We start from the raw sequence: 14,732 nt of genomic DNA on the forward strand, positions 1-14,732 counted from the left end.
CATATGGACCGCGTGCGAAATTTACTGGAACAAATCCAGAATCGCCTTGAAGACCTGAACAAGGCAGAACGCAAAGTCGCCGAAGTGATCCTGCTCAACCCAGAGCAGGCCACCCGGTTCAGCATCGCCGCCCTCGCCCAGGCCTCTAAAGTCAGCGAGCCGACGGTCAACCGTTTCTGCCGTTCGTTTGGCGTCAGTGGCTACCCGGAGCTCAAGCTTCAACTGGCCCAGAGCCTGGCCAGCGGCGCGGCGTATGTCAGCCGTGCGGTCGAGGCTGATGACAATCCGGAGGCGTATACCAAGAAGATTTTCGGCAGCGCCATCGCGTCGCTGGACAGTGCCTTGCAGGCGCTGGACCCGAACCTTATCAGCCGCGCCGTCGACCTGTTGATCCAGGCCCGGCAGATCCATTTCTTTGGCCTCGGCGCCTCGGCTCCGGTAGCCCTGGATGCGCAGCACAAATTCTTCCGCTTCAACCTGGCGGTCACCGCCCACGCCGACGTGCTGATGCAGCGCATGATTGCGTCGGTGGCGCATACCGGCGAATTGTTCGTGATCATTTCCTACACCGGCCGCACCCGCGAATTGGTGGAAGTGGCGCGTATTGCCCGGGAGAACGGGGCTTCGGTGCTGGGGCTGACGGCCGAGGGTTCGCCATTGGCCAAGGCCAGCACCTTGAGCCTGAACATTCCGCTGCCGGAAGACACCGACATCTATATGCCGATGACGTCGCGGATCATCCAGCTGACCGTGCTGGATGTGCTAGCCACCGGCATGACCTTGCGCCGGGGCGTGGATTTCCAGCCGCATTTGCGCAAGATCAAAGAGAGCCTGAACGCGAGTCGATATCCGGTGGGCGACGAGTTCAATTAACCCGACACTTTCGCTGACTGGCACTGCGTCTTCGCGAACAAGCCCGCTCCCACACATGAAATGCATTCCTCTGTGGGAGCGGGCTTGCTCGCGAAGGCGTCAGCCGCAACACCGAAAAATCATGCTCCAACCCGCGCCTGCAAACTCAAATGCGCCTTCTGCCCCGGCGCCAAACTCACGCTATCAGTCCCGCCACTCGCCGCTTCCACGCACACAAACCCGGAAATCTCGTTCCAGCTGACACCCAATAGTGGGCGCGTCCCTGGATGCCAGACCACCGTGTCCGCATGGTCACCGGTGTCGATGCACAACTCGCGCTGCCAGGCATGGTCCTTGAGCTGCAATTCACCGTCATGCTGGAACACCCGCTGACACCCGCCTTCGACTCTCAACTCGCCTTCCTGCTGGCAAACCTGGCGGTTCAACTGGTCGTAACCGTGGGCACCATCGAGCCCGGACAGCGCTATCTCACCCACATCACCAATACGCCAATACGCATGCAACGCCTGGCTCAATTGGCACGGCAGGCTGTCCTGATGCTCGGTGCTCAGGCGTAATTCCATGCGTTCGCCCAAGTGGGCGTGCAGGTCCACTTGCCAGTCGCAGAGCTGAAGTTGCCAATGCAGCCGCACGCCCTCGTCGTCATGGCTGCTGTCGAGCAGCTTCCAATCGATCAACCGTGCCCAGCCATGGGAAGGCCAGGCGTTTTCGCTCGGATGACGGCCGTACCACGGCCAGCACACCGGCACGCCGCCACGAATCGCACCGACCTGCGGCCATTTCGCCGCGCACCAGAGCCAGGGTTTCTGGCCCTTTGGCTGGAAGTGCAGCAACTGCGCGCCCTGCCGGCTGAACACCGCCTGACACAGCGGATGGTCGATCACCAGCACGTCGCGCTTCTGATAGCGCTCCCAAGCAAACACCGGACGTTCGCGCAAGGATTTGAAGAAGCGTTGTAGCGGATGCTCATGCATGTGCCACTGTCCTGAAAATCACCCGGGGTGCGCCGCCCCAAAAAAAAGCGGACAGCCTGGGCTGTCCGCAAAAATGCGCACATAGAGAGGAGCTTATCGCAACAGCGTTAGAACACCGACTGAATTTTCAGGCCGGCCACCAGCGCGTTGTCGACTTCATCCACACCGCCCGGGTGAGTGATGTATTGCAGGTTGGGACGCACGGTCAGCCAGTTGGTAACGTGGAAGCCGTAGTTGATCTCGTAGTTGTACTCAGTGTTACGCAGCGGCGCGAACAGCGGGTCCTGATAGTCCGTGACGTTGTTGGAGACGTTGACCAACTCTGAGTTTTTCTTCACGTCATCGTTGACATGGATACGGGCGGCACCAATACCGAAGTCATCCTTCGGACGTGCATCGAACGGGCCCTTGTACACCAGCATCAGCGACTGGTAGTTGTCGACGACGTTGGTGTCCTTGTCGTGGAACGTGGCATTGGCTGCGATGTTCAGACCGCGAGACGCGTCACCGTTGTGGGTGGTGAGTTGTTGTTGCGCCACGAACCAGTAGCCGGATTTGCTGCTGTGGCTGCGATAGGCGTTGCCGCTGGTTGCGGCGTCATTACCGTTGTCGTCTTCACGAACGTCATCGGCCTTGGCTGTGCTTTTGTAGTAACCGACACGGTATTCGCCCGGCAGGTTGCCAGGGTTCGGCAACCAGACCAGTTCGACTGGCAACACGGTGCCCTTGGTACCACTGCCGCTGAGCTTGAAGCCGTTACCGTGCTCCAGTTGCGACGGGTTCTGGTTGTACGCGCCGATCTGCGCATAGAACTCAGGCGAGATGTTGTACTTCACGCGAACCGCAGCCTGCATGACCGGCCAGTTGTACCAGATGTTGGTCGCCCAGTTACCGACCTGGGAACCGCAGAACGCCAGGTTCTGGAACTCGCAAGGGAAGGTGTTGAAGTCTTCGCCTTCGCCGAAGTAACCGGCCTTGACGTCCAGTTTGCCATCGAGGAACTGGTGCTTGATCCACAGTTGGGTCAGACGGACCATGTGGCCACGGCCGTAGACTTCCTGGGAGGAACTCAAGGTGCCGGCACGCGGATCGCCGACACGGTCATTGGAGATGTTCTCACCGTTACGGTTGGTGAACTGGATCTTGGCCTGGGTGTTATCCCAGCCCCACAGCTTTTGCAGGTCCAGAGCCACGCCCAGGCCAAACTGGTCGGCGTAACGCGCTGTCTTGTCGTTGTTGTATCCGCCGTGAAGGTTCCCGCCGACTTCACCGACGTAGTCCATCTTGATGTCGATACCCTGCTCGATCAGCTTGGTCCGCTCGCCACCCCAATCACCGGTCATCCATTCGGAATCGGCGCTGAACGCGTCAGCCGCGTGCACACTACCGGCCAGCATCATGGCCGCAACCGCGGACAACTGGCAGATAAGCTGAGCGTTGTTGTTCTTCTTCATCCCTACATCCTCGTTTTATTGTTATTAACTGTTTTTATTTAACGCGGTTACATCAGGTGCGATGCGCGACAGGCCGCTCACCGCATATCCCCCCTGTAGGAGCCAGGCTTGCCGGCGAAGGCGTCCCTGAAATCGCCTTCGCCGGCAAGCCTGGCTCCTACAGTTTTTGATCTTCAGCGGCCTTTGAATTGGGCGACGTTCGCGCTGTGGCTCTCGGCTTTTGGTTGACCGGCCACCCCCAGGCGCTCACCGGTCTTGGCATCGAACAACAGCACTTTCGATGGATCGAATTGCAAGGTCAGGGTCTCGCCCACGTTCGGCGCGACGTCCGGCGCCAGGCGGCAGCAGACTTTGGTGTCGTTGAGATTGACGAACACCAGGGTGTCGGGACCGGTCGGTTCGGTGACCTGGACTTCGGCGCGAATGGTCGGCAAACCGTTCGGCTCGTTGCCCGCCAGAACGATCTGTTCCGGGCGTAGGCCGAGGATCACTTCGCGGTCTTCCAGACCAGCGTCCTGCATGCCCATCGGCAATTCGCAACGCGCCTGGCCGCTGTCGAGCAGCGCCACCAGACGACCTTCCTTGCGCTGCAAACGCAGGGGGATGAAGTTCATCGGCGGCGAACCGATGAAGCTCGCCACGAACAGGTTGGCCGGGTTGTTGTAGATATCTTTCGGCGTGCCGAACTGCTGGATGATCCCGTCCTTCATCACCGCCACTTTGTCGCCCAGGGTCATTGCTTCGATCTGGTCGTGGGTCACGTAGACCGTGGTGGTTTTCAGGCGCTGGTGCATCAGTTTCATTTCGGTGCGCATCTCGACGCGCAGCTTGGCGTCGAGGTTGGACAGCGGCTCGTCGAACAGGTAAATCTTCGGCCGACGCGCCAGGGCACGGCCCATGGCGACACGCTGTTGCTGACCACCGGAGAGCTGACCGGGCTTGCGGTTGAGCAGGTGTTCGATCTGCAGCAGCTTGGACACCCGCGCCACTTCCGCTTCGATGTCGGCGGCGGGCATTTTGCGAATCTTCAAGCCGAACGCGATGTTCTCGCGCACGCTCATGGTCGGGTACAGCGCGTAGGACTGGAACACCATGGCGATGTCGCGATCTTTCGGGCTCATGCCGCTGACGTCCTGGTCATCGATCATGATTGCGCCGCCAGTGATGGTTTCCAGGCCGGCGATGCAATTCATCAGGGTCGACTTGCCGCAACCCGAAGGTCCGACCAGGATCAGGAACTCACCGTCCTTGATCGACAGTTCGATGTTCTTGAGGGTGTCCGGCAGGCCGGGACCGTAAGTCTTGTTTACATTGCGAAGTTCGAGCGTAGCCATGATTACCCCTTGACTGCGCCGGCCGTCAGCCCGCGCACGAAATACTTGCCTGCGACCACATAGACCAGCAGGGTCGGCAGCCCGGCGATCATCGCCGCCGCCATATCAACGTTGTATTCCTTGGCCCCGGTACTGGTGTTGACCAAGTTGTTCAACGCCACCGTAATGGGTTGCGAATCACCGCTGGAGAACACCACGCCGAACAGGAAGTCGTTCCAGATCTGGGTGAACTGCCAGATCAGGCAGACCATGATGATCGGGGTGGACATCGGCAGGATGATCAAGCGGAAGATGGTGAAGAAACCCGCGCCATCGAGCCGCGCCGCCTTCACCAGCGCATCGGGAACGCTGACGTAGTAGTTACGGAAGAAAAGCGTGGTGAACGCCAGGCCGTAGACCACGTGCACGAACACCAGGCCGGTGGTGGTGCTGGCCAGGCCCATCTTGCCGAGGGTGAACGAGGCCGGCAGCAGGACGGTCTGGAACGGCAGGAAGCAACCGAACAGCAGCAGACCGAAGAACAGTTGCGAGCCACGGAAGCGCCACATCGACAGCACGTAGCCGTTCAGCGCACCGATGGCGGTGGAGATCAGCACCGCCGGGACGGTGATCTTGATCGAGTTCCAGAAGTACCCGTCAACCGTGCCCCAGGCCTTGACCCAACCAATGCCGCTGACCACAGTCGGCCAGCTCAACAGGTTGCCGGAGTTGATGTCTTCGGGCGTCTTGAAACTGGTCAACAGCATGACCACGAGCGGTATCAGGTAAAGGAATACCGCCAGGATCAGCACGCCGTAGATGGCGATGCGACTCAGGCTGATGGATGGTTTGGCAGCGAAATTAGTCATGACGCTTGGTCCTCAGCTCGGAGTACAGGTAAGGCACGATGATTGCGAGAATCGCACCGAGCATCAGAATCGCACTGGCCGAGCCCATGCCCATCTGGCCGCGACTGAAGGTGAAGGAATACATGAACATCGCAGGCAGGTCGGAGGAGTAACCCGGGCCACCGGCCGTCATTGCCGCCACCAGGTCGAAACTCTTGATCGCGATGTGGGCCAGGATCATGACCGCGCTGAAGAACACCGGGCGCAGGCTGGGCAACACCACTTTGAGGTAAATGCGCGGCATGCTCGCGCCATCGATCTGGGCAGCACGGATGATCGATTGATCAACACCACGCAGGCCGGCGAGGAACATCGCCATAATGAAGCCCGAGGCTTGCCAGACTGCAGCGATCACCAGGCAATACACGACGCGATCCGGGTCGATCAGCCAGTCCAGGCGAAAGCCTTCCCAGCCCCAGTCACGCAGCAATTTATCCAGGCCCATGCCCGGGTTGAGCAGCCATTTCCAGGCGGTACCGGTGACGATCATCGAGAGCGCCATCGGGTACAGGTAAATGGTGCGAATGAAACCTTCGCGACGAATGCGCTGGTCAAGAAACACCGCCAGCAGCACACCGATCACCAGCGTGATGCCGATGAACATGCCACCGAAAACCGCCAGGTTCTTGCTCGCTACCCACCAACGGTCGTTTTCGAACAGCCGCTGGTATTGCGCCAGGCCCGCCCATTTGTAAGTCGGCAGGAAGGTCGACGTGGTGAACGACAGGACGAAGGTCCACAGGATATAGCCATAGAAGCCCACCAGGACGATGAACATGCTGGGCGCCAGCACCAGTTTCGGGAGCCAGCGCTGCAGTGCATCGAACGGCGAGGCCTTGCTGAACACAGCAACAGAACTCATGGGAAGATCCAGTATAGGGAAAAGAGGTTATGCGCAGATCCCTTGTAGGAGCCGGCTTGCTGGCGAATGCGGTGTGTCAGTTAATAAATCCGCTGACTGACAGTCCGCTATCGCCAGCAAGCCGGCTCCTACAGGGGCCAAGCATTACTTGGCAGCTTTGACGGCCGTGCCCAGTTGCTTGGCGGCCGTGGCCGGATCGGCTTTCGGGTCGTTGATGAAGTTGGTCACGACATCAAAGAACGCGCCTTGTACCGCCAGCGTGGTCGCCATGTTGTGCGCCATGCTCGGTTGCAGGCCGCCAGACTTGGCGTCCGCCAGGAAGTCCTTGGCAGCGGTCTGGGCGCAGGCGTCGAAACCGTACTTCTCCATGTCGCCCAGCATGTCGATTCGAACCGGGATCGAGCCCTTGTTGATGCTGAAGACTTTCTGGAAGTTCTCACCCAGCACGACCTTGGCAATGTCCTGCTGAGCGGCAGCAGTGCCCTTGTCTTTCTGTTTGAACACGGCCAGGGAGTCGATGTTGTAGGTGAAGGCCTTGTCGGTGCCCGGGAACGCTACGCACTCGTAGTCCTTGCCGGCGACTTTCTTGGCCGCTGTCCACTCGCTCTTGGCCCAGTCACCCATGATCTGCATGCCGGCCTTGCCGTTGATGACCTTGGCCGCTTCCAGGTTCCAGTCCTGGCCTTTGCCGTCGACGTCCATGTAGGTCGCAACTTTCTTCAGCTCGGTCAATGACTTGACCATTTCAGGACCGGTCAGTGCAGCGTTGTCCAGGTCGACCAGGGCTTTCTTGTAACCGTCGACGCCCATGACCGAAAGCACCACCGCTTCGAACACGGTGCTGTCCTGCCAAGGCTGGCCACCGTGGGCAAGCGCAATGAAGCCTGCAGCCTTGAGCTTGTCGCCCGCTGCGTAGAATTCCTGAAGTGTGGTCGGAGCTTTTTCGATGCCCGCTTTCTTGAAGACTTCCGGGTTGATCCACAGCCAGTTGACGCGGTGAATGTTCACCGGCACGGCCACGTAGTCACCCTCGTACTTCACGGTATCGGAGACTTTCTTGTCGAGCAGGCTGTCCCATTTCTCTGATTTGGAAACGTCTTTCAACGCGTCGGTATCGAGCAAACCGGTGCTGGCCCATTCCTGGATGTCCGGACCTTTGATCTGTGCGACGCCCGGCGGGTTACCGGCCACGGCGCGGCTTTTGAGTACGGTCATGGCAGTAGCACCGCCACCACCGGCGACGGCGCCGTCTTTCCAGGTGAAACCGTCTTTTTCGACTTGGGCCTTGAGGACATCAACGGCCGCTTTTTCGCCACCGGAGGTCCACCAGTGAACGACTTCTACCGAACCTTTGGAATCGGCGGCAAGTGCACTGAGAGGGAATGCAGAGATTGGAAGCAATGAGGCAAGAGAAATGACAGTAGCGAGGCGAGAAATCGCATTCATCTAGAATTACCTTTCTTGTTGTTATGCATGCAAGTCTGGTGCTTGCGCTGCATAGGATTTTAAACAGGAGTTATCCCCTCGCAGGTAACGAAGGGACGCTTGAATGTCACCACATGGTTACACAGGAGCGCTCTGGGACAACTGCCCCAAGGCCGTGGCCATGCTCGGCGCCAGCGGCAGGCGCGGGATCAGGACGGCTTGCCAGGCGTGATACAGGTCCGGTTTACCGGCCCAGATATCAGCACTCGGGCGGTTTTGCGGGTCGAGTTCATGGTGCCAACTGCCATCGCAGCGGTCGATGAAATGACTGTCACAGAATTCCCAGAACAGCCGGTACCAGGTTTCGTATTGCGTATCTCCAGTGCGTTTAAGCAACGCGCTGGCGGCGGCGCTGGCTTCGCAATGGGTCCAGTGCAAACGATGGCGAACCACCGCGCGATTGCCCCAGTCGAGGGTGTAGACAATGCCCGGCGCACCGTCGATATCCCAACCGTGACGGCAGTTGTGGTCAAAGAGTTTTTGCGCGTCGGTGGCCAGCCAACCCGGCGTGAGCATGCCGGCTTGCACGCGTGCCGCTTCGAGGTGCAGCAACAGCCGCGCCCATTCGAAACCGTGACCAGGCGTGGTGCCGTAGGGGCGGAAACCGTCGGCCGGGTTGTCGTGGTTGTACTCGCGCAGCGGCTGCCAATCGCGATCGAAATGCTCGACCACCAGATAGTCGTTGGCAGCGGCGTGACCATGAATCACTCGCTCGACGATGCGTTGAGCACGGCACAGCCAGCGTTTGTCTTCGGTGACATCCGCCAGGGCGAGAAAGGCTTCGGTGGCGTGCATGTTGCTGTTGGCGCCGCGGTAGGCTTCTTCACCGCTCCAGTCGCGAGCAAAGGATTCGCGCATCGCGCCCTCCTCCTCGCTCCAGAAATGCGTGTCGATGATGTTGATCGCGTCATCGAGCAACGCTTGTGCACCGGGGCGCCGAGCGACGACCGCCGAACTCGCCGCGAGAGCCACGAAGGCGTGCAGGTAGGCCGCCTTGCCGGTGTTGTCATCGCGGTGATGGGCGACTGCAAACCAGCCGCCGTGTTCGGCATCGCGTAATGGGCCGCTGAGCGCCTGGATACCGTGATCGACCAGCTCGGCAAAACCCGGCAAGCCCTGGATGTGCGCCATGGCGAAGCTGTGGGTCATGCGTGCGGTGTTCATGGTTTCGGCGTGGGCGTTGGCCGGGAGACGGCCCTTTTCATCGAGATTGCCGAAGCCTTCAGCAAGCTTTGAAGCCTTGGCAAACGCCAGCAGACGCAGGCCTTCGGCCGCGAGCCATTGCTGATGGGCAGGTGCGTTCAGCCAACTGCTGAATGCAGGTTGGAAGGTGTCCATGAGGTGCCTTTTTTGTTGTTTTGACTGGGGGCAGTCTAAACAACGGGCAGTGCGGGGCTTGTAACGAAGGGGGCGAGTTATGTCACCGGCTTGTGACATTCAGCCGGGTTCTACGGCGAGTGATGAACCTGTGGTGAGGGGATTTATCCCCGTTCGGCTGCGAAGCAGCCGTGAAACCATTGCACTCGATATACCAGATACACCGCAATTGCAGTTTTTGGGGCGGCTACGCCACCCAACGGGGATAAATCCCCTCACCACAGGGTCTGCGTCAATCGATCGAACGAGGTAACTGCAACGTCACCCGCAACCCGCCTTCACGCAGGTTTTGCAGGCTGACCTCGCCACCATGGCTGTGGGCAATGTTGCGCGCAATTCCCAACCCCAAACCATATCCCTGCTGCTGCCCGGCCAACCGGAAGTGCGGTTCGAACACCTGCTCCATCCGCTGCTCCGGCACGCCCGGCCCTTCGTCATCGACATGCAGGATGAAGGCGCTCTCGTCGTCATCAATATGCAAATGCGCGTTCTGCCCATACTTCAACGCGTTGTCGATCAGGTTGCCGATGCAGCGCTTGAGCGCCAGCGGTTTGCCCGGGTACGCCGCCAACGCCCGCCCTTGCTGGGTTACGCGACCATTGCCGTTGGGCGCCAGGTACGGTTCCACCAGGCAATCGAGCACATGGTTAAGATCCACCGGCTCGATGTTTTCGTGAATATCGGTGTCTTTCACGCATTGCAGCGCGCCTTTGACCAACAGCTCCAGCTCATCCAGATCACGGCCGAACTTGGCTTGCAGCTGTTCGTCCTCAAGCAATTCGACCCGCAACCGCAAGCGGGTGATCGGCGTGCGCAGGTCATGGGAAATCGCGCTGAACAACTGGCTGCGCTCAGTCAGGTAACGGCTGATCCGTTCGCGCATCGCATTGAAAGCGCGGCCCACTTCAACCACTTCACTGCCGCCGCCTTCGGCCACCGGTTCGACTTCGGCACCAAGGGACATGTCCCGCGCCGCCCGCGCCAGGCGCTTGAGCGGACGACTCTGCCAGTGCACCAGCAGGCCAATGAACAACAGCAAAAAGCCGCTGGTAAGCACGATGAACCACACCTGCTGCGCCGGCAGGCCCTGCTCTTCAAGGCTGGTGTAAGGCTCGGGCAAGAGCGAGGCGATGTACAGCCACTCGCCCGGCGCCATCTGGATTTGCGTGACCAGCACCGGCGGGTTCACCGGCTCCAGCGTGAGCGCGTAATGCGCCCAGGAGCGCGGCAGTTCATCGAGTTTCAGCCCGCTGTTGAAGATCCGCAGGTCTTCGGGGCTGACGAAGGTCACTGAGATATCCGTGTCTTGGCCGAGGGACTCGCGCAACACTTGGTCCACCGCCTTGAGCACGGCTTCCTTGCGCGGGGTGATCGGCAGCACGTCCATGCCCAAGGGCTTGTCGTTGAGGGTCACCACGAAACGGGTGCCGCCCATGCTGCGCAATTGGTCGAGCACCAAGGGACGAAACGCGACCGGCAACGAGCGAAAATAACTGACGCTGGCCGTCATCGAATGGGCCAGGCTGCGGGCGCTGGTCACCAGGCCTTCAAGCTGCGTGGCACGCAGTTGCGACACCCAGATCACGCTCGACAAGGTCTGCGCGAACAGCACCGCCAACAAGGTCAGCAGCAACATGCGCCCCAGCAACGATCGCGGCACCGGTACGCGGGCGGCGAGCGTGCGGAAAAACTCAGTGGCCATTGCTGGCAACCACATTGGCGGCCAGTTGGTAGCCGCTGCCACGCACCGTACGGATCAGTCGCGCCGGTTTTTCGGTATCACGCAGGCGCTGACGCAAACGGCTGACCGCCATGTCGACGATACGATCCAGCGGCATCAGATCGCGGCCACGGGTGGCGTTGCCGATGGTGTCGCGATCGAGGATTTCCTGAGGGTGATCGAGGAACAGTTTCAGCAGCGCAAAATCGGCGCCGGAGAGAATCACTTCTTCGCCATCGATGTGAAACAACCGGTGACTGACCATGTCCAGCCGCCAGTCATCGAACGCCAGCACTTCACCGCCGGAACGCTCCTGACCGAACTGCGCGCGGCGCAACAGAGCCTTGATGCGCGCCTGCAATTCACGAGGGCTGAAGGGTTTGCCGAGGTAGTCATCGGCACCCAGTTCCAGACCGATGACGCGGTCGGCCTCGTCGGAGCTGGCGGTGAGCATGATGATCGGCACCTGCGCCTGACGCGGGTGTTGGCGGATCCAGCGGCAGAGGCTGAAACCATCTTCGTCCGGCAGCATCACATCGAGGATCACCAGATCGCTCGGCGCGTCGTTCATCGCTTGGCGAAAGCCTGCACCATCGGGCGTGGTACGGACCTGGAAACCGGCGCGGGTCAGGTAGGTGTCCAGCAACTCGCGTATCTCTTGATCGTCATCGACCAACAAAATCGACTTGTTGACTGAGCTCACGGGGCGGCGTCCTTGTTGTTTGAATTGGGCGGATTATGCCTGATCGAGCGTAAATCCAGGTTGTCTGTTCCGGCCTCTTCGCGGGCAAGCCTCGCTCCTACAGGTATAGGGTTGGTCGCTATTTTTGTGAACGACTCCAATTCTGTAGGAGCGAGGCTTGCCCGCGAATGAGGCGACTCGGTCTCAGGCCTGATCGAGCGCCACACCCGCACCGACAAGGCCGGAATACGGCGCCGTCACCAGCCACACCGGAATACCTTTGAAGTAATCGCTCATGCAGCCCTTGTCGGCGAAGCAGCGGGCGAAGCCGCTTTCGACGAAAAAATCGGCAAACCGTGGAATCACCCCGCCGACGATGTAAACGCCACCGCGTCCACCGGTGGTCAGCACGTTGTTGCCGGCGACACGGCCGAGCCAGCAGCAGAACTGCTCCAGCACTTCCAGCGCAATCGAATCGCCGGCCAGACCGGCAGCGGTAATCGATTCCGGGGTATCGAGCACCGGCTCATGACCGTCCACCGCACAAATCGCCCGGTAAACCCGTGGCAAACCGCTGCCGCTCAACGCGGTTTCAGCGCTGACATGGCCGATCTCGTTGAAGATGTGCTGCCACAACTGAGTTTCACGTGGGCTGCTCAGGGGCAGATCGACGTGACCGCCTTCCCCTGGCAATGCGGCAAAACGGCTTTCACCCAGGTCCAGCAACGTGCCGACGCCCAGGCCCGTGCCCGGACCGATCACCACGGCAGGCCGCAGCGGCTCGGGCGTGCCTTCGCAGACCACCCGAAACTCGTCCGGCTGCAAACGGGTCATGCCCAGCGCCATCGCCGAGAAATCATTGACCAGCAACAACTGATCGACCTGCAATGCCTTGCAAAAATCTTTGCGACTGAGCCGCCAGTGATTGTTGGTGAATTTGAATTCGTCACCGCTCACCGGGCCGGCCACCGACAGGCAGACCGAGCCGATCGAACCCAACGCCAGGCCAAGCCCGCTCAGGTAGAGGGCAATTGCCTCTTCCGGGCTGGCATGGTCGGCCGTCGCCAGCACCTGGATCGCTTCCAGTTGCTGGTTTTTCCACAACGCGAAACGTGCGTTGGTCCCACCGATGTCACCGACCAAAGCCAGTTTCAATTAAGCGTCTCCAGGGCAGAAGTAAAGGCGCTGGCGCCCTGCTCTGCGGAGCTGAAGGCCATGCGCATGAAACCAAACAGTTCGCGACCGCTGCCAATGTTGTTGCCCAACAGGCCCTTGGCTGGCGTGCGCGCTGCGAATTCGTCGGCGTCCACCTTAAGCTCCAGGGTGCCTTTGACGCCATCGACGCGGATGATATCGCCCTCTTGCACCCGCGCAAGAGCGCCGCCGACATAAGCTTCGGGACTGACATGAATCGCCGCCGGGATTTTCCCCGACGCGCCGGACATGCGCCCGTCGGTCACTAGCGCGACTTTGAAACCGCGATCCTGCAGCACGCCGAGGAACGGCGTCATCTTGTGCAGCTCCGGCATGCCATTGGAGCGCGGGCCCTGGAAGCGCATCACCGCGACGAAATCCTTCTCGAGCAAACCGGCCTTGAAGGCATCGGCCAAATCCTGCTGATCCTGGAACACCATGGCTGGCGCTTCTACGACCTGGTTTTCCAGGGCCACGGCCGAGACTTTCATGACACCGCGCCCGAGGTTGCCTTCCATCACCCGCAAGCCGCCCTCAGGCGAGAATGCGCGCGCGACTGGGCGAAGAATGTTTTCGTCGAGGCTTTCGATCGGGCCTTCGCGCCAGACCAGTTCGCCGTTTTCGAGGAACGGTTCCATGGTGTAACGGCTCAAGCCGTGGCCCAGCACCGTGTTGACGTTTTCGTGCAGCAGCCCGGCTTCCAGCAGTTCGCGGATCAGGAACGACATGCCGCCCGCCGCCTGGAAATGGTTGATGTCGGCTTTGCCGTTCGGGTAGACGTGGCTCAGGGTCGGCACGACTTCGGAGAGGTCGGCCATGTCCTGCCAGGTCAGTTGAATGCCGGCCGCCATGGCGATGGCGGGCATGTGCAGGGTGTGGTTGGTCGAGCCGCCGGTGGCGTGCAGCGCCACGATGGAGTTGACCAGCGAGCGCTCGTCAACGATTTCGCCGATCGGCATGAAGTCGCCGTTCTGCTTGGTCAAGCGCGTGACCTGATGCGCCGCTTCGCGGGTCAACGCGTCGCGCAACGGGGTGTTCGGATTGACGAATGAGGCGCCCGGCAAGTGCAGGCCCATGACCTCCATCAGCAACTGGTTGGTGTTGGCGGTGCCGTAGAAGGTGCAGGTGCCGGGGCTGTGGTAGGACTTCATTTCCGATTCCAGCAGCTCTTCGCGGCTGGCCTTGCCTTCGGCATAACGCTGACGCACATCGGCTTTCTGCTTGTTGGAAATGCCCGAGACCATCGGCCCGCCCGGCACGAAGATCGTCGGCAGATGACCGAAACGCAACGCGCCCATCATCAGGCCCGGGACGATCTTGTCGCAAATGCCGAGCATCAGCGCGCCATCGAACATGTTGTGGGACAGCGCCACCGCGGTGGACAGCGCAATCACCTCACGGCTCGGCAGGCTCAGTTCCATGCCTGGCTCGCCCTGGGTCACGCCATCGCACATCGCCGGGGTGCCTCCAGCGAACTGGCCGACGGAGCCGATCTCGCGCAGGGCTTTTTTGATCTGCTCAGGAAAGACTTCGTACGGCTGATGCGCCGAGAGCATGTCGTTATATGACGAAACAATCGCAATGTTGGCGGAATTCATCATCCGCAGACTGTTCTTGTCTTCAGTGCCGCAACCGGCCACGCCGTGGGCGAAGTTGGCGCATTGCAGCTTGCCGCGCATCGGACCGTCGCTGGCTGCATCGCGAATGAGCGCAAGGTAAGCCTCACGGGTTGCACGGCTGCGGGCGATAAGCCGTTCGGTGACCTCAATTACGCGGGGATGCATGTGTAGAACTCCAGGCTAACGGATATGGCGACCTGATTGTCTATGCTGAGCAAGAGCCGGTGTCGATGGGATGACAGACGGTTTTCTTGATCGGTCGGACCAGTTG

12 protein-coding genes are annotated in these 14,732 nt (G+C 60.4%); 1 reads left to right on the forward strand and 11 read right to left on the reverse strand.

Going from position 1 to position 14,732, the window contains the following annotated elements:
- Positions 1-12: 12 nt before the first annotated feature.
- Positions 13-873, forward strand: coding sequence for a MurR/RpiR family transcriptional regulator (locus tag ACA068_RS22350; RefSeq protein ID WP_172825977.1), 861 nt, complete (start codon positions 13-15; stop codon positions 871-873).
- A 119-nt stretch (positions 874-992) separates the two neighbouring features.
- Here the strand turns inward: ACA068_RS22350 and ACA068_RS22355 are convergent, their stop codons facing one another.
- The 11 genes from ACA068_RS22355 to edd all read right to left on the reverse strand — a co-directional run bounded on the left by ACA068_RS22355 (position 993) and on the right by edd (position 14,626).
- Complete coding sequence (locus ACA068_RS22355) at positions 993-1,847, reverse strand: D-hexose-6-phosphate mutarotase (RefSeq protein WP_497304841.1); 855 nt, start codon at positions 1,845-1,847, stop codon at positions 993-995.
- 107 nt (positions 1,848-1,954) lie between these two features.
- Entirely contained in the window at positions 1,955-3,301 is a 1,347-nt protein-coding gene (locus ACA068_RS22360) for a carbohydrate porin (protein ID WP_497304843.1), read from the reverse strand.
- Positions 3,302-3,474: 173 nt separating this feature from the next.
- Complete coding sequence (locus tag ACA068_RS22365; protein ID WP_497304845.1) at positions 3,475-4,635, reverse strand: ABC transporter ATP-binding protein; 1,161 nt, start codon at positions 4,633-4,635, stop codon at positions 3,475-3,477.
- Positions 4,636-4,637: 2 nt separating this feature from the next.
- The gene (locus tag ACA068_RS22370; RefSeq protein ID WP_077748691.1) at positions 4,638-5,483 is read right to left on the reverse strand and encodes a carbohydrate ABC transporter permease; all 846 of its coding nucleotides are present in this window, start codon (positions 5,481-5,483) and stop codon (positions 4,638-4,640) included.
- Positions 5,476-6,384 (reverse strand): carbohydrate ABC transporter permease, encoded by a 909-nt coding sequence (locus ACA068_RS22375; protein ID WP_427635767.1) that lies wholly within the window; start codon positions 6,382-6,384, stop codon positions 5,476-5,478. The genes ACA068_RS22370 and ACA068_RS22375 overlap by 8 nt, the downstream gene beginning before the upstream one ends.
- A 144-nt stretch (positions 6,385-6,528) precedes the next feature.
- Entirely contained in the window at positions 6,529-7,830 is a 1,302-nt protein-coding gene (locus ACA068_RS22380; protein ID WP_497304847.1) for an ABC transporter substrate-binding protein, read from the reverse strand.
- A 117-nt stretch (positions 7,831-7,947) separates the two neighbouring features.
- Positions 7,948-9,207, reverse strand: coding sequence for a D-mannose isomerase (locus ACA068_RS22385; protein WP_497304849.1), 1,260 nt, complete (start codon positions 9,205-9,207; stop codon positions 7,948-7,950).
- Between the two features lie 271 nt (positions 9,208-9,478).
- Positions 9,479-10,948, reverse strand: a complete 1,470-nt coding sequence (locus ACA068_RS22390) for an ATP-binding protein (RefSeq protein ID WP_497304851.1) — start codon at positions 10,946-10,948, stop codon at positions 9,479-9,481.
- On the reverse strand, positions 10,938-11,669 hold the full coding sequence (locus ACA068_RS22395; protein WP_497304853.1) for a response regulator: 732 nt from the start codon (positions 11,667-11,669) through the stop codon (positions 10,938-10,940). Before ACA068_RS22395 ends, ACA068_RS22390 begins: the two co-directional genes overlap by 11 nt.
- 183 nt (positions 11,670-11,852) lie before the next feature.
- Positions 11,853-12,803, reverse strand: a complete 951-nt coding sequence (locus ACA068_RS22400; RefSeq protein WP_497304855.1) for a glucokinase — start codon at positions 12,801-12,803, stop codon at positions 11,853-11,855.
- Complete coding sequence (edd, locus tag ACA068_RS22405; protein WP_497304857.1) at positions 12,800-14,626, reverse strand: phosphogluconate dehydratase; 1,827 nt, start codon at positions 14,624-14,626, stop codon at positions 12,800-12,802. Before edd ends, ACA068_RS22400 begins: the two co-directional genes overlap by 4 nt.
- Between the last annotated feature and the right edge of the window lie 106 nt (positions 14,627-14,732).

The sequence above is a fragment of the Pseudomonas sp. LBUM1660 genome (genome assembly GCF_059695935.1).